At 64.1% G+C, this 24,668-nt stretch carries 24 protein-coding genes and 1 tRNA gene; 6 read left to right on the top strand and 19 right to left on the bottom strand.

The genetic code is table 11. The features are described 5' to 3' along the window. Positions 1 to 270: 270 nt before the first annotated feature. The 3 genes from ACVDHE_RS11560 to ACVDHE_RS11550 all read left to right on the top strand — a co-directional run bounded on the left by ACVDHE_RS11560 (position 271) and on the right by ACVDHE_RS11550 (position 4,086). The gene (locus tag ACVDHE_RS11560; RefSeq protein ID WP_458884666.1) at positions 271 to 1,305 is read left to right on the top strand and encodes a G5 and 3D domain-containing protein; all 1,035 of its coding nucleotides are present in this window, start codon (positions 271 to 273) and stop codon (positions 1,303 to 1,305) included. Between the two features lie 133 nt (positions 1,306 to 1,438). Beyond that, complete coding sequence (gene rsmA, locus ACVDHE_RS11555; RefSeq protein ID WP_458884665.1) at positions 1,439 to 2,299, top strand: 16S rRNA (adenine(1518)-N(6)/adenine(1519)-N(6))-dimethyltransferase RsmA; 861 nt, start codon at positions 1,439 to 1,441, stop codon at positions 2,297 to 2,299. Positions 2,300 to 2,397: 98 nt separating this feature from the next. Next, a complete protein-coding gene (locus ACVDHE_RS11550; RefSeq protein ID WP_458884664.1) occupies positions 2,398 to 4,086 on the top strand; it encodes a phosphoenolpyruvate carboxykinase (ATP) in 1,689 nt (562 codons plus the stop codon). Between the two features lie 58 nt (positions 4,087 to 4,144). Here the strand turns inward: ACVDHE_RS11550 and ACVDHE_RS11545 are convergent, their stop codons facing one another. The 4 genes from ACVDHE_RS11545 to ACVDHE_RS11530 form a co-directional block, all read right to left on the bottom strand. After that, entirely contained in the window at positions 4,145 to 5,836 is a 1,692-nt protein-coding gene (locus ACVDHE_RS11545; protein ID WP_458886177.1) for a helix-turn-helix domain-containing protein, read from the bottom strand. A gap of 174 nt (positions 5,837 to 6,010) precedes the next feature. Continuing rightward, positions 6,011 to 6,424, bottom strand: coding sequence for a hypothetical protein (locus ACVDHE_RS11540; protein ID WP_458884663.1), 414 nt, complete (start codon positions 6,422 to 6,424; stop codon positions 6,011 to 6,013). 9 nt (positions 6,425 to 6,433) lie between these two features. Beyond that, positions 6,434 to 6,871 carry a WapI family immunity protein gene (locus tag ACVDHE_RS11535; RefSeq protein ID WP_458884662.1) on the bottom strand — a complete coding sequence of 146 codons (438 nt, stop codon included), beginning with the start codon at positions 6,869 to 6,871 and terminating at the stop codon, positions 6,434 to 6,436. 18 nt (positions 6,872 to 6,889) lie between these two features. Then, positions 6,890 to 7,915 (bottom strand): aldo/keto reductase, encoded by a 1,026-nt coding sequence (locus ACVDHE_RS11530; protein WP_458884661.1) that lies wholly within the window; start codon positions 7,913 to 7,915, stop codon positions 6,890 to 6,892. 173 nt (positions 7,916 to 8,088) lie between these two features. Between ACVDHE_RS11530 and ACVDHE_RS11525 the strand changes: the two genes are divergently transcribed. After that, entirely contained in the window at positions 8,089 to 8,460 is a 372-nt protein-coding gene (locus ACVDHE_RS11525; protein WP_213038192.1) for a winged helix-turn-helix domain-containing protein, read from the top strand. A 57-nt stretch (positions 8,461 to 8,517) separates the two neighbouring features. Here ACVDHE_RS11525 and ACVDHE_RS11520 read toward each other — a convergent pair whose 3' ends face one another. The 4 genes from ACVDHE_RS11520 to xdhA form a co-directional block, all read right to left on the bottom strand. After that, positions 8,518 to 9,168, bottom strand: coding sequence for a cytidylate kinase-like family protein (locus tag ACVDHE_RS11520; RefSeq protein ID WP_458884660.1), 651 nt, complete (start codon positions 9,166 to 9,168; stop codon positions 8,518 to 8,520). 101 nt (positions 9,169 to 9,269) lie between these two features. After that, positions 9,270 to 9,779, bottom strand: coding sequence for a xanthine dehydrogenase subunit XdhC (gene xdhC, locus ACVDHE_RS11515; RefSeq protein ID WP_213038190.1), 510 nt, complete (start codon positions 9,777 to 9,779; stop codon positions 9,270 to 9,272). Beyond that, a complete protein-coding gene (xdhB, locus tag ACVDHE_RS11510; RefSeq protein WP_458884659.1) occupies positions 9,779 to 10,660 on the bottom strand; it encodes a xanthine dehydrogenase subunit XdhB in 882 nt (293 codons plus the stop codon). Before xdhB ends, xdhC begins: the two co-directional genes overlap by 1 nt. Positions 10,661 to 10,675: 15 nt before the next feature. Next, complete coding sequence (gene xdhA, locus ACVDHE_RS11505) at positions 10,676 to 12,970, bottom strand: xanthine dehydrogenase subunit XdhA (protein ID WP_458884658.1); 2,295 nt, start codon at positions 12,968 to 12,970, stop codon at positions 10,676 to 10,678. 96 nt (positions 12,971 to 13,066) lie between these two features. On the opposite strand from xdhA, the gene ACVDHE_RS11500 reads away from it, so the two are divergent. Continuing rightward, positions 13,067 to 13,660, top strand: coding sequence for a nucleotidyltransferase family protein (locus ACVDHE_RS11500; protein ID WP_213038187.1), 594 nt, complete (start codon positions 13,067 to 13,069; stop codon positions 13,658 to 13,660). Positions 13,661 to 13,702: 42 nt separating this feature from the next. On the opposite strand, the gene ACVDHE_RS11495 is transcribed toward ACVDHE_RS11500, so the two are convergent. The 10 genes from ACVDHE_RS11495 to ACVDHE_RS11450 all read right to left on the bottom strand — a co-directional run bounded on the left by ACVDHE_RS11495 (position 13,703) and on the right by ACVDHE_RS11450 (position 21,682). Next, positions 13,703 to 14,020, bottom strand: coding sequence for a hypothetical protein (locus ACVDHE_RS11495; protein ID WP_458884657.1), 318 nt, complete (start codon positions 14,018 to 14,020; stop codon positions 13,703 to 13,705). Between the two features lie 10 nt (positions 14,021 to 14,030). Beyond that, a complete protein-coding gene (gene xdh / locus ACVDHE_RS11490) occupies positions 14,031 to 16,583 on the bottom strand; it encodes a selenium-dependent xanthine dehydrogenase (RefSeq protein WP_213038185.1) in 2,553 nt (850 codons plus the stop codon). A gap of 136 nt (positions 16,584 to 16,719) precedes the next feature. After that, entirely contained in the window at positions 16,720 to 17,364 is a 645-nt protein-coding gene (locus ACVDHE_RS11485) for a thiamine diphosphokinase (RefSeq protein WP_458884656.1), read from the bottom strand. Positions 17,365 to 17,468: 104 nt separating this feature from the next. Beyond that, on the bottom strand, positions 17,469 to 17,639 hold the full coding sequence (locus tag ACVDHE_RS11480) for a hypothetical protein (protein WP_325225053.1): 171 nt from the start codon (positions 17,637 to 17,639) through the stop codon (positions 17,469 to 17,471). Positions 17,640 to 17,749: 110 nt separating this feature from the next. Next, positions 17,750 to 18,400 (bottom strand): potassium channel family protein, encoded by a 651-nt coding sequence (locus tag ACVDHE_RS11475; protein ID WP_325225057.1) that lies wholly within the window; start codon positions 18,398 to 18,400, stop codon positions 17,750 to 17,752. 18 nt (positions 18,401 to 18,418) lie between these two features. Then, the gene (locus ACVDHE_RS11470; RefSeq protein WP_418725256.1) at positions 18,419 to 19,747 is read right to left on the bottom strand and encodes a TrkH family potassium uptake protein; all 1,329 of its coding nucleotides are present in this window, start codon (positions 19,745 to 19,747) and stop codon (positions 18,419 to 18,421) included. A 203-nt stretch (positions 19,748 to 19,950) separates the two neighbouring features. Beyond that, positions 19,951 to 20,700 carry a restriction endonuclease gene (locus tag ACVDHE_RS11465; RefSeq protein WP_458884655.1) on the bottom strand — a complete coding sequence of 250 codons (750 nt, stop codon included), beginning with the start codon at positions 20,698 to 20,700 and terminating at the stop codon, positions 19,951 to 19,953. A 51-nt stretch (positions 20,701 to 20,751) separates the two neighbouring features. After that, on the bottom strand, positions 20,752 to 21,066 hold the full coding sequence (locus ACVDHE_RS11460; RefSeq protein WP_458884654.1) for a hypothetical protein: 315 nt from the start codon (positions 21,064 to 21,066) through the stop codon (positions 20,752 to 20,754). Positions 21,067 to 21,084: 18 nt separating this feature from the next. Beyond that, positions 21,085 to 21,264 carry a hypothetical protein gene (locus ACVDHE_RS11455; protein ID WP_458884653.1) on the bottom strand — a complete coding sequence of 60 codons (180 nt, stop codon included), beginning with the start codon at positions 21,262 to 21,264 and terminating at the stop codon, positions 21,085 to 21,087. 1 nt (position 21,265) lies between these two features. Beyond that, positions 21,266 to 21,682, bottom strand: coding sequence for a hypothetical protein (locus tag ACVDHE_RS11450; protein WP_213038179.1), 417 nt, complete (start codon positions 21,680 to 21,682; stop codon positions 21,266 to 21,268). A 337-nt stretch (positions 21,683 to 22,019) separates the two neighbouring features. Between ACVDHE_RS11450 and ACVDHE_RS11445 the strand changes: the two genes are divergently transcribed. Further along, a tRNA-Gln gene (locus ACVDHE_RS11445) sits at positions 22,020 to 22,093 on the top strand. Positions 22,094 to 22,301: 208 nt separating this feature from the next. Here the strand turns inward: ACVDHE_RS11445 and ACVDHE_RS11440 are convergent. Further along, the gene (locus tag ACVDHE_RS11440) at positions 22,302 to 24,665 is read right to left on the bottom strand and encodes an SEL1-like repeat protein (RefSeq protein WP_458884652.1); all 2,364 of its coding nucleotides are present in this window, start codon (positions 24,663 to 24,665) and stop codon (positions 22,302 to 22,304) included. Between the last annotated feature and the right edge of the window lie 3 nt (positions 24,666 to 24,668).

Below are 24,668 nucleotides of genomic sequence, written 5' to 3'. Positions count from 1 at the left end.
CGTTTCCAGGTGTTATTTTTTTGTTACACTTTTGTATTTTTGTGGAAATCGTTTTTGAGAAGGAATTGTCGAAAAAGTGTCCGAGGTGGGAGACATAACATCTGTTTCCCGGCAAAAACTTGACAAGAGTGGGAGTTGGGTGTATACTAACCCCAGTTTTCCAAACGGTAACAAAAGTTACAAAATGTTTTTTCTCTGAGAGAGCCTTGTATGGGCTCTCCTCATTTGGGAAAAAATGAGAGAGAGGAAGACTATTCAGGAGGTAACACTTTGAACAGAACAAACCTGCTCAAAAAACTGCATCACCTCAAGCGGCGCTATGGCCTGCCCCTGTTTGTGGCGGCCACGGTGGTGAGCGTCAGCTGGATCACCATGGATCACGCCAACGCTCTGTATATTCTCACCGGCGCCGAGGACTCCGCCATCATTCTCGATGACGCGTCCTCCCAGGTCAGGGAGATCTCCTCCCAGCTGGTCTACTTGTCCAGCGGGCAGGAGGGTTACGATCTGACCCTGACCTCCAAGCAGACGGTGGTGGTCCGCCACAACGGCGAGGTCCTCACCACCCAGGCCCGAAGCGAGACCGTCTCCAAGCTGCTCAGCCGTCTCCACATCACCCCCGGCCCCCTGGAGATGGTGGCCGTGGACGTGTCCGGGGATCAGGTAGAGGTCACCGTGGGTTCGGAACTGACCTACTATGAGGAGGTCACGGAGGATGTGCCCTATGAGACCATCCGGGTGTCCAACCCCTCCATGAAGGAGGGCACGGAACAGGTGGTCCAGGAAGGCGCCAACGGCGTGCGCACCTCCATCTATGAGATCGTCTGGTCCAACGGCCAGGAGCTGTCCCGCCAGTTCGTGGAGGAGCTGGACAGCACTGTGGTCAATGAGATCATAGAGTACGGCACCGCCTCTGAGACTGCAGCCAACATCAATGAGGGCATCGCCAGCGTGGCGAAAAATGCCGACGGCAGCGGTACCCTGACCCTGACGGACGGCACCGTCCTCTCCTTCTCCGGCGTCAAGTCCATGACCGCCACCGCCTACACCGCCGGACACGGCGGAGCGGACTACACCACCGCTACCGGCACCTTCGTGCGGGTGGGCACCGTGGCCGTGGACAAGAGCGTGATCCCGCTGGGTACCCGGATGTATATCGTCTCCAACGACGGCTCGGTGGTCTACGGCCTGGCCGTGGCCGAGGACACCGGCGTCCGGGGCAACATCGTGGATCTGTACTACGAAACCTATCAGGAGTGCATCAACTTCGGTCGGCGGGGCTGTACCGTCTATATCCTGGAGTGATCCTCCCCGATGCAGTTTTCTCCCCGGCAGCTTTGGCTGCCGGGGAGTTTTTCTGTCCGCGGCGCTATGCAACCGGCTCCGTTTCTGGTATACTGTACTCAAACAGTCCACTTTACGGAAAGGCGGAACCACCATGAACCTCTGTGACCGCGACGAGATCCGGGCCCTGCTGGGCCGCCACGGATTTCACTTCTCCAAATCCATGGGCCAGAACTTCCTCATCGACCCGGCGGTACCCGCCGCCATCGCGGAGGCCTCCGGCGCCGACGGAAGCTGCGGCGTGCTGGAGATCGGCCCCGGCATCGGCCCCCTGACGGCGGAGCTGGCCCAGCGGGCCGGAAAGGTGGTGGCCGTGGAGCTGGACCGGGCGCTGCTGCCGGTGCTGGCGGAGACCATGGCCCCCTTCCCCAACGTGGAGATCGTGCCGGGCGACGTGCTGAAACTGGACCTCAATGCCCTGGCGGCGGAGAAGTTCGCCGGCCTGACCCCCATGGTCTGCGCCAATCTGCCCTATAACATCACCACGCCGGTGCTGGAAAAGCTGGCACTGACAGACTGCTTCCGCGCCGTCACCGTCATGATCCAGCGGGAAGTGGCCCAGCGGCTGTGCGCGTCCCAGGGCTCCGGCCAGGGCGGCGCCTTCTCCTTGTTCCTCCAATACCGGATGGAGACGGAGTACCTCTTTGACGTACCGCCGGAGAAATTCCTGCCGCCGCCCAAGGTGACCTCCGCCGTCATGCGCTGTGTCCGCCGGGACCAGCCCGCCGTGACCGTGGCCGACGAGGACTTCTTCTTCCGCTGCGTCCGGGGCGGCTTCCTGCTGCGGCGCAAGACCCTGGCCAACTCTCTCTCCTCCGCCCTGCCCGGCATCAGCCGCCAGCAGGTCCAGCAGGCCCTGGCGGAGTGCGGCCTTCCCGCCGACGTCCGCGGCGAGCGGCTGACTTTGGAGGAATTTGCACGTCTATCGGAGATTTTGTCAAAATTTTTGATATAATCACGAAAGCAATCGTTTTTTTGCTTGCATTTTTAGGAAATCCGCTGTATAGTAAGTTTTAACTATCGAATTTCCAAACCTTAGAAGGAGGAGTTGTTATGTCTACCAAAGCCTATTATCCCAGAACCGAGATCGGCCCCGGCAAGGTGGGGTTCTCCAAGACCCGCTCCATCATCGAGGCCCCCTTCTACGGCAACAACGTCATCAAGGTCAACACCCTGCGTGAGGCCTATGAGCTGGCAAAGAACTCCCCCGGCACCGTGGTCACCGACATGCCCGTCTACCGGGGCGAGGAATTCGGCCTGGAGCCGGACGCCAAGGTCCTGCTGTTCAACGACGGCTCCATCACCGGCCGGTACGCCCCTGCCCGTCGGATCACCGGCAAGGAGGGTGTCAATACCGCCGCGCTGGACAAGATCCTCATGGACGCGGTCTACGACACCCGCTGGAAGACCATGTACCACGCCCAGGTCTACATCGGCCTGGATCCGGAGTTCATGGTGAAGGCCCACCTGCTGATCCCCGAGGGGGAGGAGAACCTGCTGTACAACTGGATGCTGAACTTCCAGTACATGTCCGATCAGTACACCAAGATGTACAAGGCCTCCAAGCCCATCGGCGACGGCAAGGAGCCCGACGTGTACATCTTCTCCGATCCCCAGTGGACCGGCGCCCCGGGCCAGGAGGCCGTGTGCGACCCCAAGTGCCTGTGCTACTTCAACACTGACACCAACTGCGCCGCCATTCTGGGCATGCGCTACTTCGGCGAGCACAAGAAGGGTACGCTGACGCTAGCCTGGGCCATCGCCAACCGCAACGGCTACGCCTCCTGCCACGGCGGCCAGAAGGAGTACACCCTGGACGACGGCAGCAAGTACGTGGCGGCGGTGTTCGGCCTCAGCGGCTCCGGCAAGTCCACCCTGACCCACGCCAAGCACGACGGTAAGTACCCCTCCATCAAGGTCCTCCACGACGACGCCTTCATCATCAACACCGATACCTGCGCCTCCATCGCCCTGGAGCCCACCTATTTCGATAAGACCTCCGACTATCCCGTGGACGCGCCGGACAACAAGTATCTGCTGACGGTGCAGAACTGTTCCGCCACCCTGGATGAGGACGGCAAGGTCGTCTGCGTCACCGAGGACATCCGCAACGGCAACGGCCGGGCCATCAAGTCCAAGCTGTGGTCCCCCAACCGGGTGGATAAGATCGACTCCCCGGTCAATGCCATCTTCTGGATCATGAAGGATCCCACCATCCCCCCCATCGTCAAGCTCAAGGGTGCCTCCCTGGCCTCCGTCATGGGCGCCACCCTGGCCACCAAGCGCTCCAGCGCCGAGCGGCTCAAGGAGGGCGTGGACCCCAACGCCCTGGTGGTGGAGCCCTATGCCAACCCCTTCCGCACCTATCCCCTGGCCAACGACTATGAGAAGTTCAAGAAGCTGGTGGCGGAGAAGAACGTGGCCTGCTACATCATCAACACCGGCGACTTCATGGGCAAGAAGGTCCAGAAGGAGGACACTCTGGGGATCCTGGAGGCCGTGGTGGAAGGCAAGGCCCAGTTCAAGCCCTGGGGCCCCTTCGAGGATATCGAGATCCTGGAGTGGGAGGGCTTTGTGCCGGACCTGACCGACAAGGACTATGTGGCCCAGCTGAAGGCCCGGATGCAGGACCGGCTGAACTATGTCACCGGTCTGGAGAGCGCCGAGGGCGGCTTCAACAAGCTCCCTGCCGACGCCGCCGACGCCATCCGCAAGGTGGTGGACGAGGCCAACAGCCTGTAATATCGCTCCCCATATATGCCAAAAGGCCGCTCCGTTTCACGGAGCGGCCTTTTCCTGTTCAATCCTCCGCCGTTCCCAGGGCGGGATAGGGGCCGTAGAAGGAGGCCAGGGCGTATCCGGTGTCCGTCTCCAGGAGGCGGGCGGCATAATAGCTGCCGTCGGCGCGGCAGGCGACGTACCGGTCCTTCTCATACCGCTCCTGGGGATCTGCCGCCACCGTCAGCACCTGTCCGTCGCAGAAGAGGGGCAGATCGTCCCAGCAGGTGTTTTTCAGCCACTGCTCCGGGGCTGTGATGGAGGCGGGCAGATGGCGGGCCTGGGAAAAAACCAGGGGCGACCAGTCCGCCTCCTCCTTCCAGACGATGGAGAAGCCGGAGAGGAAGCCCTCCCCACCGTACCGCTTTCCCCAGGTCACATTGTAAAAGCAGTTCTCCCCATCCTCTGTGTAAAAGCCGACTCCGTCCTTTCCGGCGGCGCAGAGGGCACACTCCAGCTTCAGCCCCGTCAGGTCGTACAGGGTCTGGAGGGCCAGCAGCGCCTGCTGGCGGTGGGTGGTGCGGACTGTGCCGTTGTCAATGACCGTGTCCGGGTCCTTCCCGTCGGAGATCTCCGCTTCCGTCAGAAAGGTCAGCGCCGTGCCCGCCGCGTCCGGGTAGTCCCGGAGGGAGAAGGACAGGACCGGCTGGCGCTTCAGGCAGTTCTCCTCCAGCAGATACCGGGCCATGACGGCGGCATCGTCCGTGACCACGAAGCCCTCCTCCGGGGAGAAGCTGAGGGGCACGGTGCCATAGCCGTCCTGATCCAAGGTGTAGGCCACGCAGCGGCCGGAGGCGGTGGTGTCGTAGATGGTCCAGGCCATGGGAAGGCCGAAGGTGGTCACCACCTCCAGCTCCCCGTCGCCGTCCACGTCACACTCCTCCGCCGCGCCGGTCCCGCTGGCGCTCAGCAGCAGGCGGACTATGCCGGTGTCCACGTCCGCGGTGAAATACCAGCTCATCACGCAGGCCGCGCCGCAGGAGAGGCTGATCTTCCAGCAGTCATACCCCAGGACGTTCTCCACATACGCCGCATCGTCCAGGCCGTCCCCCACATAGTGGTTGTAGCCGATCAGGCTGCCCAGCTGCACCGGCTGATCGTCGAAAATGGAGCGAAGATAGCTGGCGTACACCTCATAAAAAACGGTGTTGTTCTCCTTGATGGGGTTGGCCCGGACAATCTGCAGCCAGGAGGAGTGGGGAAACTGGTCGATAAACACCGTCTCCGCTGTTCCGCCCTCCGCTGTCGGAGCATCGACCCCGCTGCCGGCGGAGAGGGGAATATCCCCGAAGTCCTCCACCTGTTTCGCGGAGAGTTCCAGCCGCTGCGGGAACATATAGGAGGTGTCTGCGGGAAGCAGCTGTTCCTCCTGCTGTGCCGCCTCCCCCTCTGGGACAGGGCCCAGTAAGCACCACAGCAGGACCCCGTCCGCTGCCAGGGACAGGCACAGCAGCACCGCCAGGACCGCTGCCCGCCGCCGCCAGCGCCGGGCAGCGCGCACCGCCGGGGCCTCCTGCTCCGCGGCCCTCTCCGCCGCTGCGGCGGCCCAGGCCTCCGGTGGGATGCCCAGCACCTCCGACAGCCCCGCCTGCTTCTCCGCCGTGGGTCTTGCCTTGCCGGCCTCCCACTTCCCCACCGCCTGACGGCTGACGCCCAGCCGCTCCGCCAGCTGCTCCTGGGTCATAGATGCAGCCTCCCGGCCTCGCCGGATCAATTCCTCACAGGTCAAATACGCCGCCTCCCCGCTGTTTCTGGCCTCCAGTATAGCCCGAAGCCGGCGTTATGACAACCAACCGGAGGCAACTTTCGCCGGTTGCCCCGCATTTTTCTAAAAAAACACACCGCCGGACGAACCGGCGGTGTGTTTCTCTGCCGTTGCAGAATGCACTTATTGCTCCGCAGGCGCTTTTTTCGCCCGTCGCCGGGCGTCCAGGGCCTGCTCCATCTCCTGGATCAACCGGGCGTGGAACCAGCAGGCGGTGTAGCACACTGTCAGCACCACGTCGAAGTCGAACCAGGCCACCAGGCACTCGGTCCCGGCCTCCAGGGTCTCCTCCGCCGCCACCTTCTCCAGGCGGTTGGTCCGGGCCGCGCCAAAGAAAAACCCCGGGCCGGCGGTCTCGCCGGTGTCCAGTCTCCCCGTGCCCCGGAGGAGGCACCCGATGCGGCCCCGGGTATCCCGGCGCTGCCCCGGAGCCAGGGTCTCAAATTCCAGGTCAAAGCAGCTTTGCAGCACCTGGTCCGCCCGCTGGGGCATCCAGGGAAAGCAGCCGCTTGAGGCAAATACAGACGCTTCTTCCATGGCCGCTCCTCACACCCGGTCGGGGAACTTGGCGCAGAGCCGGTCCAGCTCGTCGATCAGTTCCGACAGCTGCTGCCGGGTGAGGACGCACTCGATCTCGGCGGTGTCCTCACCGTCCATGGTGTTGGGCAGGAAGAAGCGGACCCAGGTCCGGAAGGCGTCCTCTCCCTCCGCCCGGAGGTCCAGGGAGAAAAAGGGCTCCACGAAGTCGCTCTCATAGGCGGTCTTGATGCCCGCCCGGACCACCTTCAGCCCGGCGGTCATCTCCCGCAGCTCGTAGGTCAGCAGACAGCTGTTGGAGTCCTTGCGGATGTCGCCGTCCTCGGTCCAGGTGCAGCGCAGCACCAGCCAGTTGCGGTCGTCACTGTCGGGGGCGCCGCCGTCGGCGGGCAGCTCATAGTTGAATACCTCCAGCTTCAAACTGGAGTCCTGATTTTGAAACAGCATGGGGGCTCCTTTCGCGGGTCAGTCGTTGTGGTGGACGGCGTAGAATTCGTCGTAGTCCTTCAGCATCTTCTGCAGCAGGGTCGGGGTGTCCAGCCCGTAGGGACAGCGGGACTTGCAGGCGTCGCAGTGGATGCAGTTCTCAATTTGGTGCATCTTGGCGTGCCACTCATCGCTCATGTAGGGCTGATAGGGGGAGCGGCGCAGCAGGGCGCTCATCCGGGCGGCCTGGGGGATGTCGATGCCGACGGCGCAGGGCAGGCAGTAGCCGCAGGAGCGGCAGAAGTCCCCGGCCAGCTCCTGCCGGTCCTTGTCGATGACCGCCTGGAGCTCCGGCGTCAGGGCCGGGGGATCGGCGGCCAGAGCCAGCCACTGGTCCAGCTCCTCCTCCCTCTGGATACCCCAGATGGGCACCACGGTGGGATACTGCTCCATGAAGGCGAAGCAGGCGGCGGCGTTGTTCAGCAGGCCGCCGGAGAGGCCCTTCATGGCGATGAAGCCCATGTCCGCCGCCTTGCACTGCTCCACCAGCTCCAGATCCTGGGGCGCCGCCAGGTAGCAGAAGGGAAATTGCAGCGTCTCAAAATTGCCGGAGGCGATGGCCTCCCGGGCCACGCCCAAGCGGTGGTTGGTGATGCCGATGTGGCGGATGTAGCCCTTCTGCTTGGCCTCCAGCACCACGGAAAAGACGCCGTCGGGGTCGTTGATGTCCGGCAGAACGGCGGGATTGTGGAACTGGAACAGGTCGATGTAATCCGTGCGGAGGCTCCGCAGGCTTTGCTCAATGTGGGCTCGGACCGTTTTTTTATCTTTTCCGGCACTCTTGGTGGAGATCACCACCTGGTCCCGGATGCCGTTCAGGGCCTCGCCCAGCTTTTCCTCGCTGTCGGTGTACATATTGGCGGTGTCGAAGTAGTTGATGCCGCCATCCACGGCCCGGCGGACCAGCTTCACCGCGTCCGCCTTGGGGATCCGCTGGATGGGCAGGGCGCCGAAGGCTGTCTTGGTGACGTACAGCTCCGTGCGGCCCAGTCTGACTTTTTTCATGGTCCTCTCCTCTCTCCGCCGCCGGGCGGCGGTGTTCCCCTCTGGATGCCGCCCTCTCCGGACGGCTGCTTGACAGTTGTTATTCTATCATATTTTTCGGCCTTTGCAAATTGGCCTCCGTGTGATAAGATAAAAAAAGAGCCCGGTCCGGGCGGAGAAAGGGAGGGTATCCCATGGACAAGGACCTGCATCTGAAGCTGACCATCCGCATGTACACCGATGACAACCAGCGCTGCTTCGGCCCCGGCATCGCCACGCTGCTGGAGCGGGTGCGGGTACACAAGTCCCTGCGGGCGGCGGCGGCCTCCATGGAGATGGCCTACTCCAAGGCCTGGCGCATCATCCGCACGGCGGAGGGCGTGTTCGGCTGCAAGCTGCTCTCCTCTACCATCGGCGGCAGTCACGGCGGCGGCGCCGTGCTGACTCCCCAGGCAGAGCGGCTCCTGGCGGCCTATGCGGACTACCAGGCCCAGGTGGAGGCCTTTGCCCAGGAGAAGTTCCGGGAGTCTTTCGCCTTTTACAAGGAACTGGACAAGGATCTGTGACGGCAGAAACGGCCGGCCCTCTTTTGAGGACCGGCCGTTTTTTGTTTCGGGCTGCGCTCAGCCTTGGGTGGGATCCACCTCAGTGGGGCTGGAGATGGGATACTCCTTGTGGGCCACCATAGCCTGGATCAGCTCCACGGTACGGCCGAGACCCAGATAGCTGCTGTTGATGCAGAAGTCGTAGCTGTCCACGGCGCCCCACTTCTGAGAGGAGTAATACTCGTAGTAGGAGGCGCGGCGCTTGTCGGTCTTGATGATCAGCTGGCGGGCCTTCTCCGGCGTCAGGTTCTGACGCTTGGCCACCCGTTCGATCCGGTCCTCCAGAGGCGCGCAGATGAACAGGCTCAGCAGATTGGGATTGTCCGCCAGGGCATAGTCCGCGCTGCGGCCAATGATGACGCAGGGGCCCTGATCGGCGATGTGGCGGATGGTGTTGAAGGTGGCCAGATACACCTGCTGCTCCAGAGAGTCCCCGGCGCCGGCGCCCGGCAGGGAGAACATATAGGAGTCCATGGCGATGGAGTACAGCAGGCTCTTGGGCCGCTCGTCAAAATTTTCAAAGATCTTCTCGCACAGACCGCTCTTCTTGGCCGCCTCCTGAAGCAGCTCCTTGTCGTAGAAGGGGATGCCCAGCTCCTTGGCCACGCGGATACCCACTTCCTTGCCGCCGCTGCCGAACTGTCTGCCGATGGTGATGATGGTTTTCATAGAGAACCCTCCTCTCTTCAGTTTTATTATAATCCTTTTGGCGGGAGCCGTCAAACAAAAATGGGGAGGCCCCTTCCGGGGGCCTCCCCTGTTGAACCGTTTCAGCTCTGGGGCAGTTCCTTGCCCAGGCGCTTGTACATGGTCTTTTTCACCGCCCGCAGGATGTTCTCATAGCCCGTGCAGCGGCACAGGTGTCCGGAGAGCAGCTTGCGCAGCTCCGCGTCGGTGTACTCCTTCCCGCTCTCCAAGATCTCCCAGGCGGTCAGGATGAAGCCCGGGGTGCAGAAGCCGCACTGGATGGCCGCCTCCTCCACGAAGGCCTGCTGAATGTCGGAGAGCTCGCCGTTGGGCCCCAGAAGGCCCTCCAGGGTGGTGATGTGCTTGCCCTCGGCCCAGACTGCCAGATAGATGCAGGAGTTGAAGGCCTCCCCGTCGATGATGACGGTGCAGGCGCCGCACTCCCCCACCTCGCAGCCCTTCTTCACAGAGGTCATGCGGTAGTCGTTCCGGAGCATATCCGTCAGGCTGGCCCGGACATCCACCGTCCGCTCCACAGCCTTGCCGTTGAGGGTGAAGTGGACCGTCTGATACTGCATCACATGATTTTCCATTACAGCGCACCTCCCGCCCGTTTCACCGCTTCAATAAAGGCCCGCTTGGCGCTCTCCACGGCGATGTGCATCCGGAAGTCTCTGGCGGCGCGCCAGGAATCCCGGGGATTGATGTCCTCCTTCACGGCCTGGCCGAACCGCTCCGCCAGGTCCTCCGAGACCATCTGGCCGGCGGCCAGGGCCTCTGCCGTGGCCGCCCGCAGGGGCACGGGGCCCGCCACGCCGAAGGCCACTCTGGCCCGCTCCACCGTCTTTTTGTCGGCGGAGAGGCGCACGTTGACGGAGGTCCCCAACGTGGCGATGTCCATGGCGTTGCGCATGGCATACTTGATGTAATAGCCGTGGGTATTCTCGTAGCTCTCCCTGGGGATCAGGATGGCGGTCTGGATCTCCCCCTCCCGGATATCCACCTTGCCGGCCTTGATGTAGAAGTCGTGGATGGGCTGGTGGCGGACGCCGTCAGGCCCGGTCAGCTCCACGATGGCGTCATAGGCGTGGAGGGTGGAGGCGGAGTCGGCGGAGGTGACGCCGTTGCAGGTGTTGCCGCCGATGGTGCCGATGTTGCGGATCTGGGGGCCGCCCACCTGGTCCACGGCCTCCCCCAGCACCAGCAGGTACTGCTGGATGAGGGGGTCCCGGGTGATGTGGGAGAAGCTGGTGAGCGAGCCAATGCGGATGGTGCCGTCGGCCTCCATGGTCACGCCCCGGAGCTCGTCAAGGCCGTAGATGGAGATCAGCTCCTTGCCGGCCCGCTTGCCCTCCCGCATCTGGACCAGCACGTCGGACCCGCCGGCGATGATCTGGGCCTCGGGATGGGCCAGGCGGAGGGCCACGGCGTTGGCCACAGACTGGGCCTGATACAGTGCTTTCATGTCATACATACGTGGTTCCCTCCCTTATTCTGCAATGAGTCCGGCTTCCTTGAACTTCCGGTACAGCACATGAGGCGTGATGGGGCAGGCGTCGAAGGCAACGCCCGTGGCGTCCAGGATGGCGTTGCGGATGGCCGGCGCCGGCGAGCAGGCCGGCGGCTCGCCCAGGGCCTTGGTGCCGTAGGGGGACGTGGGCTCCGCATTCTCCACGAAGCCCGCCTGGAGCGTGGGGTGGTCCATGAAGGTGGAGAGCTTGTAGTCCAGCAGGTTGTTGTTCAGCGGCTTGCCGGTCTTTTCGTCGAACTTCAGCTCCTCGCTGAGGCCGTACCCGATGCCCATGGACATGCCGCCGTGGACCTGGGCCTCCGCCAGGGCGGGGTTGATGAGACGGCCGCAGTCGTGGACGTTGACGATGTTCAAAAGCTTCACCTTGCACATGGGGATATCCACCTCCACCTCGGCAAGAGAGCAGCCGAAGGAGTAGGCGTTGGACTTGATCTGGGCCGTGGTCTCGGCGGTGATGTGCTGGCTGTGCTCCGTAGAGTACAGGCTCTCGGTGGCAAGATCACCCAGGGACTTGAGCACCCGGCCGTCGCTCTTGCGGACGATCTGGCCGTCCACCAGGTCCAGGTTGCTCACCGGCATCCGGGTCTGCTCGTGGGCGATGTCCAGGATCCGCTCCCGCAGGGCCTTGGCGGTCTGGACGATGGAGAAGCCGCCGATGTAGGTCTGCCGGGAGGCGTAGGCGCCGGTGCCGTAGGGCGTGATGTCGGTATCCTGGGAGGAGACCACGTGGACGTCGCTCAGGGGCACGCCCACCGCGTCTGCCACCATCTGGGAATAGGCGGTGTCGCAGCCCTGGCCGATCTCCGTCTCGCCGGTCTGGAACTGGAGGGAGCCGTCCTGGTTGAGCACCATGCGGCAGGAGGAGGACTCCAGAGAGATGGGCCAGACAGCGGTGTTATACCAGAACACCGCCATGCCGATGCCCCGGCGGACGGGGCCGGTCTGGTTTTTATACAGTTCATGCTTACGGTGGTAGTCGATGGCCTCCATGCCCTTGTCCAGGCACTGGTTGAAGGTGTCGCTGTACAGCTCGTTCTTGGAGAAGGCGTCAGTGTAGCCCACGGGCATCAGATTCTTCCGGCGGAAGTCCTCCGGCTCCATGCCGAGGCGTAAGCAGATATCGTCGATGTGGCTCTCCCCGGCGAACATGGCCTGGGGGATGCCGTAGCCCCGCATGGCGCCGGCTGCGGGGCGGTTGGTGAACACGCTCCAGCAGTCGCACTCCACGTTGTCGCAGGGGTAGAGCTGGGGGAAGGCGCCCATGCCCTTGGCCACCACGCCGTGGCCGTGGGAGGCGTAGGCCCCCTGGTTGGAGAAGGCCTCGAACTTCCGGGCCACCAGGGTGCCGTCCTTGCGGACGTAGGAGATGATATGGGTGCGGATGGCGTGGCGGACGCGGTTGGAGACGAAGGTCTCCTCCCGGCTGCACTCCAGCTTCACCAGGCGGCCGCCCACCTGAGTGGAGAGCCACGCGCAGAGGGGCTCGTACAGCGCGTCCTGCTTGTTGCCGAAGCCGCCGCCGATGTAGGGCTTGATGATGCGGACCTTGCCCCAGGGGAGGCCCAGTGCCTGGCCCACCACCCGGCGGACGATGTGGGGGATCTGGGTGGAGGTCACAACCACCACGCGCCCGGCCTCCATATAGGCAAAGCAGCCGTGGTTTTCGATGTGGCAGTGCTGGACGGTGGGGGTGTCGTACCAGCCCTCCACCTTGATGAGGCCCGGCTCCTGGCGGGCGGCCTCATAGTCGCCCTTGCGGATGCCGGTGTGGGCCAGGATGTTGTTGGGGTACTTCTCGTGGAGCTGGGGCGCGTCGTCAGCCATGGCCTTCTGCACATCCAGCACGAAGGGCAGCTCCTCGTACTCCACCTTCAGCGCCCGGACCGCCTGGGCGGCGGCCACCTCGTCCTCGGCCACCACCGCGGCCACCTCGTCGCCGTAATAGCGGACGTGGCGGTTCAGCAGCAGCCGGTCGGCCACATCCTGATGGGCTGGGTCCGTGGACCAGGGATGGCCCGCCGTGGGGAAGGGGATGTCCGGCACGTCAAAGCAGGTGAGGACTTTGACCACGCCCGGAACGGCCTCCGCCGCGGCGGTGTCGATGGACTTGACATAGCCGTGGGCGATGGTGGAGTGACAGATCTTCACTACCAGGGCCTCCCGGCCGCAGAGGTCGTCCATGTACTTGGCGCGCCCGGTGGCCTTTTCATAGGCGTCCACCCGGACAACGCTTTTGCCGACACTGTTGCTCATAGGGGTTTCCTCCTTTTTCAATGGGAAGTTTCAGCCTGGCCGTTGACTGGGCCGGGCGAAAGCGGATATACTAACACCAGCGAGGTGAGGTACACAATGGAGCAGAGGCTGAAACTGGGCTGCGTGGTCATGGCTGCCGGCAGCGCCACGCGCTTCGGGGCCAACAAGCTGGCCGCCCAGCTGCGGGGCCGCCAGCTGATCCTGCGGAGCCTGGAGGCCGTGCCGCCGGAGGCCTTCTACAAGACCGTGGTGGTGACCCAGTACCCGGAGATCATGCGCCTGGCGGCGGATTTCCACTTTGCGGCCATCCTCAACGATCAGCCCCAGGAGGGCCTCAGCCACACCATCCACTTGGGGCTCACGGCCCTGCGAGACTGCGACGGCGTGCTGTTCCAGGTGTCGGACCAGCCCCTTCTGCGGCGGGAGAGCATCCTGGCGCTGACGGAGCAGTGGCGCCTGCGGCCGGAGGGCATCGCGGCCCTGGGCCACGGCGGCGTGCGGGGCAACCCCTGCATCTTCCCCGCCGCCCTCTTTCCGGAGCTGATGGCGCTCACCGGAGACCGGGGCGGCAGCGCCGTGATCCGCCGCCACGAGGAATTGCTGACGCTGCTGGAGGTCGCCGCGCCGGAGCTGAGCGACGTGGACACCGCGGCGGCGCTGGAGGCGCTGGAGCGCAGATCGGTCGATTAAGGGAGCGGACGGGAGGTTTCCGTCCGCTCCCCAATTTTGCAGCTATTCCAGCAGAAGCGACATATAACCGGGGATGCCGGCAAGCACCATGGGAAGCCCCGCCAGAACTGCGATCATATTCACCGCCGCGATCAGCCAGGGCAGCCGGTCCCGTTTCCGGCACCGCCGTCTCATCCTCCACAGCCAGACCGCGCTCATGACCGTCCCGGCACCCATCAGCGGGAGCACCAGGACCGAGAGGACAAACATGCCCTCGCCGTCGGACGCGGCAGACCCGCACAGGAGAAAAAACAGCACCCATGCCAAGGGGACCACGCAGGCGCTGGCCGCTCCCCAGCACAGAAACCCCTTTTGGCTCATACCGGCAGCATCACTTCCGGCTGTACGGCGTCCCCTCCAGAGGCAGGGAGTTGCGGCGGATGCCGTCGTAGCGGTAGTAGGCGTCCGCAATGGCGGGAGCCGTGGGGATGGAGGTGATCTCGCCGACACCGATGGCGCCCATGGCCACGTTCAGTCCGGCCTTCTCCACCACGATGGGGGTCAGCTCGGGGATCTGATTGGCCTTGAACAGGCCCAGCGTACCAAATTTGGCGGTGGGCTTGCAGTCCGTCAGGGGGTATTTCTCCGTCAGGGCGAAGCCCATGCTCATGACCACGCCGCCCTCGATCTGGCCCTCCACGGACAGGGGGTTCACGGCCTTGCCCACGTCGTGGGCCGCCACGATCTGCTTGATGCGGCCGTCGTCGTCCAGGATGCAGACCTGGGTGGCGTAGCCGTAGGCGATGTGGCTGACGGGGTTGGGCACGTCGGCGCCCAGGGGATCCGTCTTGCCCAGGTACTCGGCGTAGAACTCCCGGCCGTTCAGGCCGTCCAGTCCGCCGCTCTCGGCCAGGGCCGCCTTCAGGTCCTGGCAGGCCCGGCGGCAGGCCTCGCCGGTGAACAGGGTCTGGCGGGAGCCGGAGGTGGTGCCGGAGTCCGGCGCGGCGTAGGTGTTGGACCGCTCGTAGACGATCCGCTCCGCGTCGATGCCGGTCTGGTCGTAGACGATCTGGGTCAGGACCGTACCCAGGCCCTGGCCGATGCAGGAGGCGCCGGCAAAGATGTGCACCTTGCCGTCCTCCACCACCAGCCGGACGCGGCCGGTGTCGGGGATGCCCACGCCCACGCCGGCGTTCTTCATGGCGCAGGCCAGGCCCACATATTTGTTGGCGTCCACATAGGGCTTCACGGCCTCCAGGGTCTCCACCAAACCGGTGGACTCGTCCACGATCTGCCCGTTGGGCAGCTCCTGGCCGGGGCGGATGGCGTTGCGGTAGCGGATCTCCCAGGGGGAGATGCCCACCAGGTCCGCCATCTGGTTGAGGAGGCTCTCGATGCAGAAGCAGGTCTGGGTCACGCCGAAGCCTCGGAAGGCACCGGCGGGGGGATTGTTGGTGTAGAAGGCCCAGCCGTCGATCTCGAAATTCTGATAGTTGTAGGGTCCGGCGGCGTGGGTGCAGGCCCGCTCCAGAACGGGGCCGCCCAGGGAGGCGTACGCGCCGGTATCGGCGATGACCTCTGCCGCCACGCCCTGAATGATGCCGTTTTCATCGCAGCCGATGGAGAATTCCATCTCCATGGGATGGCGCTTGGGGTGGATCAGCAGGCTCTCCGCCCGGGTCAGCTTGACCTTGACGGGCCGCTTGGTCAGATAGGCGATCAGGGCGGCGTGGTGCTGGACCGTCACGTCCTCCTTGCCGCCGAAGCCGCCGCCCACCAGGCAGTTGCGGACCTTCACCAGCTCCGCGGGCAGGCCCAGCATACCCATGATCTCATGCTGGGTGTCGTAGGCGCCCTGGTCCGTGGAGAGGACCATGACCCCCTCCCCGTCCGGATACGCCACGGCGCACTCCGGCTCCAGGAAGGCGTGCTCCGTCCAGGGGGTGGAGAAGCGCTGAGTCAGGATGTGCTTGGACTTGGCAATGGCCTCCGCCGGGTTGCCCCGCTGGATGTGCCGGTGGGCCATCAGGTTCCCGTCCCGGTGGACCAGGGGCGCGTCGGTCATCATGGCCTCCCGGGGGCTGCGGACCATGGGCAGCTCCTCATAGTCCACCTTGATCAGCGCCTTGGCCTGGGCCAGGATCTCCTGGCTCTCGGCGGCCACCAGGCAGATGGCGTCGCCCAGATAGTGGGTGATATCGCCCACGGCGATCATGGTGTCCCAGTCCTTTTTCAGGTGGCCCACCTTGTTCTCACCGGGAATGTCGGCAGCGGTCAGCACGCACACCACGCCGGGCAGTGCCTTGGCCTCCTCCGTGTGGATGGCCAGGACCCGGGCCCGGGGATAGGCGCTGCGGACGGCGCTGCCGTAGATCATGCCGTCCAGATACACGTCGTCGGGATAGACGCCGGTGCCCGTGACCTTCTCCCGCACGTCCACCCGGGGGACCCGGGCGCCGAAGGACCAGTCCGAAGAGGCCTGGGGGATCTCCCCGGCCCGCAGCGCCTCCGCCGCCAGCAAAATGGCGTCGATGATCTTCACATAGCCGGTGCAGCGGCAGATGTTGTTGCGGATGGCATAGGCCGCCTCTTCCCGGGTGGGATTGGGGTTGCTGTCCAGCAGGGCCTTGGCGCACATGACCATGCCGGGGATGCAGAAGCCGCACTGCACCGCGCCGGCGGTGCCGAAGGCGTAGGTATAGAGATCCTTCTCAAAGTCGCTGAGCCCCTCCACGGTGAGGACGGTCTTTCCCTCCAGCTTGTCGGTCTGGGGGATGCAGGCCCGGGTGGGCTTGCCGTCGATCAGCACCGTGCAGGTGCCGCAGGCACCCTCGCTGCAGCCGTCCTTGACGCTGGTCAGGTGCAGCTCGTCCCGCAGGTAGCGGATCAGCTTCTGATTCTTCTCGACCGATACGGTTCGGCCGTTTACGGTAAATGTCGCCATGGCAAAATACCTCCTAAACTGCCCGTGCCCGCCCTCGGTCCCACGGTCCTGCTGTCGGAAAGGTCGACCTTTCCTGTGTCCTTATTATACAATAAAACAGGGGGCGATGCAACAAAACTTTGGGCGGTACGCTATTCTATCTGGGGGATAACGTCTCGGCCGACGGCAGCTGCCATCCCACTGCCAGAGCCCCCTGCCGGACGGTAATCCGGGCCTTGGGCTCCAGGATGTGGTTGCTGACGCCCAGGGGAAACGCCGCCGTCAGCACGGCGTCCCGCAGGGGATACTGGACCCCCTCCTCGTCCACGCCGGAGGCGTCCGCCCCCAGGCAGAAGGCCGACAGCAGGCCCCACTCCACCGTCCGCTCCACGGTCAGGGTCTCGTTTTCGATCACGGTCCAGAGAAAATCCCGGTCGTACATCCACCCCCGGGCACCCCGGCGCCGCAGATACAGCAGCGACTGGAGGTTGGCCAGGGTGTGGTCAAGCCGGGCGCCGCCGGTGCCGCCGTAGAGGAACACCTCCCGGCAGCCCTCCTCCAGGGCAGTCTTGACCGCCAGCATGGTGTCCGTGTCATCCTTCTCCACCGGGGAGCGGACCACATTGGCAAAGTCCGCCGGCTGCTCCATGGAGTCAAAGTCCCCCAGCAGCAGATCCGGCGTGATCCCCGCCGCCCGGCAGGCCCGGTAGCCGGCATCGGCGGCGATGACCAGATCGCCGGGTGCAGGGGGCAGGCGCAGGCCGTAAAAGGTGCCCGCGGCGAAAATAAAGCAGCGTCTCATGGCGTCACATCCTTGTATTCCGTTCTTTTGCAACAGTGTACCACAGTTTGTCCGCCGGAGCAATGAAAACGGGCCCCGCCGCAGCGGGGCCCGTTGGGACGGGACTACTGGATGTGCTCTTGACAGCAGTCGTCCAGCACCCGAAAGCCCATTTCCTCCGGCGGAGCCACCGGGAAGGTGGCCACAGACGCGTCGTCGAAAATGGGGCAAAGCCGCTTCTCCGGCTCCAGCCGCAGACACGGCATCTGTCCGGGGCGTTTTTCCGGTTTTTTCAAGGCACTCACCCCGAAAACAGTGTGCGCCCTTTTTGTCGATTTATACAAAACAACGCCGGCGGCACAGGAGCCGTCCTGCGCCGCCGGGCACTTCCGGCTCCGGTCTGTTTTCAGGCGCGCTCCATCAAGCGCAGTCCGTCCTCCTTGTCGCCGGCAATCAGCAGATGGGAGTCTTTTTCAAAGCGGTAGGTGGGATCCAGCAAAGGCTCCACCTCATCCCCGGTCTTGACGCCCAGGATGTTGACGTTGTAGCGGCGGCGTACATCCACCTCCACCACGGTGTGCCCCTCCCACTGCTCCGGGGTCTCGATCTCGAACACAGCGTATTTGGGCGTCAATTCGAAGTAGTCGAACACATTGTTGGCGGAAAAACGCATAGCTACCCGGTGGGCCATGTCCATCTCCGTGTGGATCACATGGTCGGCGCCGATCTTCTTCAAAAACTTGATCTGCTGCTCCCGGTCCGCCCGGGCCACCACATACCGGGCGCCCAGGTCCTTGAGAATGGCGGTAGCCTCCAGAGAACACTGAAAGTCATCCCGGACACAGACAAAGCAGGCGTTGAAATTCCCGATACCCAAAGACGCCAGCACCTGCTCGTCCTGACAGTCTCCCACGCAGGCGGCCGTTACAGTTTTTGCCAGACGGGCCACCCGCTCCTCGTCCCGGTCCAGCACCATCACCTCATTGCCCAGCTCTTGCAGCCGAATCGCCAGATGGCGGCCGAAGCTGCCCAGGCCGATCACCAAAAAGGACTTCATATCTGCTTCCTCCCTATTTTATCCGATCAGGATCTTCTCCGGTACGTTGCGCACCTTGGCCTGGGGCCGGTCCCTGGTCATGGCCATGGCCACAGACAGGCTGCCCACGCGGCCGGCAAACATCAAAAGCGTGATCGCCACCTTGGAGGCGGTCTTTAAGGTGGGCGTCACGCCGTGGGTCAGGCCCACAGTGCCGATGGCCGAGACGGCCTCGAACAGGGCGTCGTCCACACGCACCCCCTCCACACACAGCACCAGGCAGCCCAGCAGGCACGTCAGGCCGAAGATGCTGACTGAAGAGAACGCCTGCTGGATGGTATCCTCATCCAGGCGCCGGCGGAACACGTTGACATCGTCCTTGCGCAGCATCCTGGCCCGGATGCCCAGCAGCAGCACCGCAAAGGTGTTGACCTTGATGCCGCCGCCGGTGGAGCCGGATCCGGCGCCGATGAACATCAGCGCCATGCTGATCAGCACGCCCGCCTGGCTCAGGGCCATCAGATCCGCGGTGTTGAAGCCGGCAGTGCGGCAGGTCACTGACTGGAAGGCCGCCATCAGCAGCCGCTGCCCCGCAGGGACGCCGGCAAAAGCGTGGTCTCCCTCCACGACATAAAACAGCGCCGTGCCCACCACCAGCAGCACAGCGGTGCCGGTCAGCACCAGCTTGCTGTGGAGCCGGTAGCGGCGGAAATCCAAGCGGTGGACCAGCACGTCATCCCACACCAGAAACCCAATGCCCCCAGATATGATCAGTGCCATGATCACCAGATTCAAAAGGGGCTCACCGGCCTCCGTGGTCAGAGAGGCGCCGGTACCCAGCAGGTCAAAGCCCGCGTTGCAGAAGGCCGACACCGCATGGAATACCGACATCCAAAGTCCCCGCCCCACGCCGTACCGGGGACAGAACCAAAGGGCCAGCAGCACCGCGCCGCTGCCCTCGCAGGCGGCGGTCACCGCCAGAGCCCGGCGGGTCAGCCGCACCACGCCGCCCACCTGAAGAGCACCCACGGTGTCCATCAGCACGGAGCGCTGATGCAATCCGATGCGCCGGTGAAGCAGGATCGCCACCAGAATGGAGATCGTCATAAAGCCCAGGCCGCCAATCTGAATCAGCAGCAGAATCACCGCCTGGCCGAACAGGGTGAACTGGGTCCAGGTGTCGTAGAGCACCAGGCCCGTCACGCAGGAGGCGGAGGCGGACGTAAACAGCGCGTTGATAAACGGGATGGACTCCCCGGACCTTGAGGAGATGGGCAGCATCAGCAGCACCGCTCCCGCCAGGATCAAACAGGCGAAGCCGATGGTCAATGTCTGAACAGCATTGAGATGAACGCGGCGGCGAATCATAAGCACCTCCGAAAACGCGCAGAGCGCGTGTGGCCCCGATGCGGGGCGCGGGGACGGCGCGGCTACGCCGTCCCCTCTTTACACTGTGGGTATTATATCCCCCCGGACATGGTTTTGCAATGATGAGACGCGTAAAAAAAACGCTCTCCCGAAGCGGCATATAAAAAAGAGGGCGGCGGGCAAGTCCCGCCGCCCTCCGCAGCTCACGGATCCAGATATTCCGTTCGGAGCAATTCCGTGGGGATCAGCACAAAGGGCGCCTGGTCCGGATCGTCCTGCCAGTATGGCATGCAGCAGATCCCCGCCTGAACGCCGAAAGCCTCCATCTGCGCCGTCAGGCTCCGCAGCTGATACTGGGAAACGCCCCGCACTTCAAAACGGTCCCTGTCGGGCAGCTTCTCCAGCAGCTTTTCCGCCATGGTCCGGGAATAAAAAAGCGGCACCACCGGCGGCTTTTCTCCCGGCAGAGCATAATAGGTCCCGGTGACCTCGTCCTTCCGTACCTCCATCAGTGTCCAAAAGGGCGCGCCGCGAACGGTTTTGTCCGGGAGAAAACCGTTTTTGATCACGCCCGCCACGATGGATGTGAAGGTGGGCAGATCTTTCTCCTCCAGCAGCTCGATCCCCTTTCCCCGGGCGTACTGCCGGGCGCCCGCCTGATAGCCGGACCGGGACACCATCATGCCGGAGACCCAATTCAAATCCTCCAGCTTTCCGCAAAAATCCCGCACCTCTCCAACGGTGACCGGGGTGCGCCAGTCCTTGCACTCAATGGCCACGGCGTGCTTGAGATTGAGATGGGTAAATTCATAGTAGACGTCAAACTCATGCCGGGCGCCGGTCTTTCCCACAATGGAGACATTGGTGGGCACCAGCGTCCCCTCCTCCATGAACTCCAGCAGCTTTTGATAGACGAACTGCACGTAGCTCTCCAGGGATCGTCCCGCTTTCATGGCCGCTCCTTCCCCGGGTCCCATCCGCCGCACTTCGGACGGGCACTCCGATCAAATTTTCTCATAGGCCTCCAGGTGCTCCCGCAGCCGTTCCACAGCGCCGCACATCCGCATCTGGCTCCATCCCAGGCTGCTGCGGGCCTCTTCCAGGGAGTCCCGGTCCAGCAGGCAGCGGGCCAGGTCATGGAGGTCCCTGGGCAGACGAAACAGGAAATCCCGAAAGGCGGTGCCGTTGGTGAAATCCCCCTGCACCGGAAGAAAGTCTCGGAGCGTGGCGCCTTGCTCCCCCAATGGGGCATCCATGGAGAGCATCTGGTAAAGATAGAGGCTGCGCACCCGCTTTTCCCGCTGGATGGCCCGGTTCATGCGGGAGACAGCACGAGGTCAGAACAGCGCTCCGTTCCAGGGCTGCCTGTGGCTTTGGTGCAGTTCCTCAAAGGCCTCCCAGGCGGCAGAGCGATACTCCGGATCTCTCGGATCAATGCAGTTTTCCGCGCAGAGATCGCTGACCAGACAGTCCACCCACTGGATCTCCAGCTGTGTCAGGCGGCGCATACGTCTCATCTCACGCCTCCTTCTTCTGCCGCTTGGCGGCGGCCTGCCGGGCAGGGCGAACCGGCGGCGCACTGAGCCCGTCATAGACGCCCAGCCACCCGTGCAGATCCTCCCGCCAGACAAACTGGTAGGAGATCGGCGGTTCCAGCTTCCGCTGCCGCAGCAGGTCCCCGAGAGGGTGGTGCATCCGGACACCGTTGGGCGTAAACGTTAAATTATAGGGCTCCTCCAGTCCCAGAAACAGCTGACGGCCGTCGGGGCTGATGCGCAGGCGGAAGCCCGGGCAGTCCTTGGTCTTTTGCCGGAAGGCCTCGTTCTGCATCAGCTGGTCCTCCTTGGAGATGGACAGCCGGCAGATGTTCTGGCAGGACTGGGGCGGCGGGACCTCTTCAAATGCCGAAAGGTCCGCGGGAATATCAAACAGCATATCGCGCAGCGCCTCCTTTCATCCAGAAGTGCAGCAGAGCGTGCGGCTGCGCGATAGGATGATATCGCATAAACTTTGTCAAAATTCCCGGAAAAGGGTCATGAAAAGAGGAAATGTATTTAAAATTTCAGAATTGATATAATAAAATGTTATGCTTTTCCCCTTACCAGCAATTGTCCACTTCCTGCCGTCGGCATATCTCCGGCAAAAATTCCGGGCTTTGTAGCACCGCAGTCTCCCCGCAGGTTTCCCCACGGAAAAAAAGATAAAACTTTTTAAAAAAAGTCCTTGACAAAAAGCTGCATTTCTGTATAATAATATCTGTTCGACAGGACACAGCGGGTTTGTGTAAAGGTAGCACAGCAGACTCTGACTCTGTATGTGAGGGTTCGAATCCTTCACCCGCTGCCAAGTAAGTTGACCGGCTTCGAAAGAAGCCGGTCAACTTTTTTCTGTCCAAAGTCAGGCAGGGCCGCCGGAGGATCCGATGCCCGCGGAAGATCTGTGCACGAGCGCCAAAAATGCCAGGAAGCAGGGGGCAGGGCGATATACGCCTGCTCCCTGCTTCCATTCTGTATGTACCCACTGAAAAAGCGCCGCGATGCGCAATGAAACCGCTTCACCGGTCTTTGCGGCCGCCGCCCAGGAGCCCCCGCAGGAAGCCGCCCTTTTTGCCGCCGGCGCCGGCCAGGCGGTCCGCCGCCTCCCGGGCGCCCTCGTAGTCCTGCTCCGCCGCGGCCGCGTACAGCTCCCGGGCGCGGACCGGATCCTGGGGCACACCCTTGCCGTGCTCATAGCACCAGGCCAGGTTGTACTGGGCCCGGGCGGAACCGGCCTCCACCGCCTGGGTGTACCACTTCACCGCGTCGGCCCAGCTCTGCGCCACGCCTACGCCGGTCTCATAGAGATACCCCAGGTTGCAGGCGCCCACCGGGTCCCCCTGCTCCGCCGCCTTGCGGTAGAGCCAGGCAGCCTTGGCAGTGTCCTTTGCAACGCCCCGGCCGAACTCGCAGCAGACGCCCAGGTTGCACTGGGCCCGGGAATAGCCCTGGTCCGCCGCCGCCTTATACCAGCGGGCAGCCTCGCCCCAGTTCTGCTCCACACCCCGGCCGGACTCGTACAGATAGCCCAGATTGCACTGACCGGCGGCGTCCTCCCGCTCGGCGGCCATCCGGTAGAGCTCCGCCGCCCGGGTCAGGTCCTCCGCCACGCCCTCGCCGTTTTCATAGCACACGCCCAGGTTGCACATGGCGGGGACGGAACCGGCCTCCACGGCCTTTTCATACCACGCCACCGCCTGGGCGGGGTCCCGCTCCACGCCGATGCCGCGCTTGGCGCACACGCCCATGCAGAACAGGCCCCGGGCGTCCCCCTGCTCCGCCGCCTCGGCGTACCAGTGGACCGCCCGCTTCTCGTTTTTCTCCACGCCCTTGCCGTGCTCGTAGCACCAGCCCAGGTTGCACTGGGCCCGGGGCATCCCCTGGCGGGCGGCGGCGCCGTACCACTTCACTGCCTCCGTCCAGCTCTGCTCCACGCCCCGGCCGATCTCATAGAGGAAGCCCAGGTTGCACTGGCCGGCGGCGTTCTCCCGGTCCGCGGCCTTCCGGTAGAGCTCCGCCGCCTTCTCCCAGCTCTGCTCCACGCCCTCGCCCCGCTCGTAGCACACGCCCAGGTCGCACATGGCGGCTGCGGAACCGGCCGCGGCAGCCTTTTCGTACCAGCGGACCGCCTCGGCCGCATCCTGCTCCACACCCAGGCCGTAGTCATAGAACCGGGCCACGCTGAACAGGCCCCGGGCGTCTCCCTGCTCTGCGGCCTTTCGATACCACGCCAGGGCCTGGGCAAAATCCTGCTCCGTGCCCTTGCCGTTTTCCAGGCACCAGGCCAGATTGCCCTGGGCCCGGACGGAGCCGGCCTCGGCGCCGCGGCGATACCAGCTCACCGCCTCCGTCCAGCTCTGCTCCACGCCCTCGCCCACCTCGTACAGGTAGCCCAGGCAGCACATGGCGTCCTCGTCTCCCAGCTCCGCCGCGGCGCGGTAGAGCCGGGCGGCCTCAGTCTTGTCCACCGGGACGCCCCGGCCCCGCTCGCAGCAAAGACCCAGGCACAGCAGGCCACGGGGATACTCCTGCTCCGCCGCGGCCCGGTACAGCCGGACCGCCGCCTCCAGGTCCTGTTCCACGCCCTCGCCGTGCTCATAGCACCAGGCCAGGTTGCACTGGGCCCGGGGATAGCCCTGCTCCGCCGCGGCCCGATACCAGCGGATGGCCTCGGCCCAACTCTGGTCCACGCCCTGGCCGCTCTCGTACAAAAAGCCCAGGCAGCACTGGCCCGGCGCATGGCCCTGCTCCGCCGCGGCGGTGTACCATTTCACCGCCTGGGAAAGGTGCTTTGCAATGCCGGTGCCGAACTCCAGACACCGCCCCAGCTCCGTCTGGGCCGCGGGATACCCCAGCCAGGCGGCGGACTGATACCACTTGGCGGCCTCCTGGTCGCCCTGGTCCACGCCGTCACCCCGGCGATACATCTCCCCCAGCAGGAACTGGGCCCGGGGAAAGCCCTTCTCCGCGCCCTTGCGGAAGCACTCCAGCGCCTTAGCCGGGTCCCGGTCCACACCGGTGCCGCTGAGATAGCAGTAGCCCAGATTCGTCAGGGCGGGCAGATAGTCCCGGGCGGCGGCCTGGGCGTACAGCAGCACCGCCTGGGTGGGGTCCGCCGGCACGCCGGTGCCGCTCTCCAGGCACCAGGCCAGATTGGTCAGGCCCAGCAGGTCATCCAGAGCGGCGGCACGCTGGTAGCAGGCCAGGGCCTCGGTGCCCTTGTCCTCGTCCACGGCCCGGTTGCCCAGCTGCACCCAGTCGGCACCGGTCAGCTCCTCCTCCGGCAGGGAGAGGAAAAAGGTGCCCCCGCACCGGGGACACACGTCCGGCTCCTCCTCCGCCATATAGCCGCAGTCGGGATTTTCACAGCGAAAATAATTCATAGA

The sequence above is a fragment of the Dysosmobacter sp. Phy genome, from assembly GCF_054476235.1.
Note: the sequence above shows the minus strand (reverse complement) of the source record. Positions and strands in the feature narration are given on the sequence as shown.

Bases quoted from the DNA above. Each gene is read 5' to 3' on its own strand.
- xdh (WP_213038185.1), bottom strand. From the start codon at position 16,583: ATGGCGACATTTACCGTAAACGGCCGAACCGTATCGGTCGAGAAGAAT.
- rsmA (WP_458884665.1), top strand. From the start codon at position 1,439: ATGAACCTCTGTGACCGCGACGAGATCCGGGCCCTGCTGGGCCGCCAC.
- ACVDHE_RS11440 (WP_458884652.1), bottom strand. From the start codon at position 24,665: ATGAATTATTTTCGCTGTGAAAATCCCGACTGCGGCTATATGGCGGAG.
- ACVDHE_RS11520 (WP_458884660.1), bottom strand. From the start codon at position 9,168: ATGAAAACCATCATCACCATCGGCAGACAGTTCGGCAGCGGCGGCAAG.
- ACVDHE_RS11500 (WP_213038187.1), top strand. From the start codon at position 13,067: ATGGAGCAGAGGCTGAAACTGGGCTGCGTGGTCATGGCTGCCGGCAGC.
- ACVDHE_RS11495 (WP_458884657.1), bottom strand. From the start codon at position 14,020: ATGAGCCAAAAGGGGTTTCTGTGCTGGGGAGCGGCCAGCGCCTGCGTG.
- ACVDHE_RS11455 (WP_458884653.1), bottom strand. From the start codon at position 21,264: ATGAGACGTATGCGCCGCCTGACACAGCTGGAGATCCAGTGGGTGGAC.
- ACVDHE_RS11470 (WP_418725256.1), bottom strand. From the start codon at position 19,747: ATGATTCGCCGCCGCGTTCATCTCAATGCTGTTCAGACATTGACCATC.
- ACVDHE_RS11450 (WP_213038179.1), bottom strand. From the start codon at position 21,682: ATGCTGTTTGATATTCCCGCGGACCTTTCGGCATTTGAAGAGGTCCCG.
- ACVDHE_RS11530 (WP_458884661.1), bottom strand. From the start codon at position 7,915: ATGAAAAAAGTCAGACTGGGCCGCACGGAGCTGTACGTCACCAAGACA.
- ACVDHE_RS11525 (WP_213038192.1), top strand. From the start codon at position 8,089: ATGGACAAGGACCTGCATCTGAAGCTGACCATCCGCATGTACACCGAT.
- ACVDHE_RS11460 (WP_458884654.1), bottom strand. From the start codon at position 21,066: ATGAACCGGGCCATCCAGCGGGAAAAGCGGGTGCGCAGCCTCTATCTT.
- ACVDHE_RS11475 (WP_325225057.1), bottom strand. From the start codon at position 18,400: ATGAAGTCCTTTTTGGTGATCGGCCTGGGCAGCTTCGGCCGCCATCTG.
- ACVDHE_RS11465 (WP_458884655.1), bottom strand. From the start codon at position 20,700: ATGAAAGCGGGACGATCCCTGGAGAGCTACGTGCAGTTCGTCTATCAA.
- xdhB (WP_458884659.1), bottom strand. From the start codon at position 10,660: ATGTATGACATGAAAGCACTGTATCAGGCCCAGTCTGTGGCCAACGCC.
- ACVDHE_RS11485 (WP_458884656.1), bottom strand. From the start codon at position 17,364: ATGAGACGCTGCTTTATTTTCGCCGCGGGCACCTTTTACGGCCTGCGC.
- ACVDHE_RS11550 (WP_458884664.1), top strand. From the start codon at position 2,398: ATGTCTACCAAAGCCTATTATCCCAGAACCGAGATCGGCCCCGGCAAG.
- ACVDHE_RS11540 (WP_458884663.1), bottom strand. From the start codon at position 6,424: ATGGAAGAAGCGTCTGTATTTGCCTCAAGCGGCTGCTTTCCCTGGATG.
- xdhA (WP_458884658.1), bottom strand. From the start codon at position 12,970: ATGAGCAACAGTGTCGGCAAAAGCGTTGTCCGGGTGGACGCCTATGAA.
- ACVDHE_RS11535 (WP_458884662.1), bottom strand. From the start codon at position 6,871: ATGCTGTTTCAAAATCAGGACTCCAGTTTGAAGCTGGAGGTATTCAAC.
- xdhC (WP_213038190.1), bottom strand. From the start codon at position 9,779: ATGGAAAATCATGTGATGCAGTATCAGACGGTCCACTTCACCCTCAAC.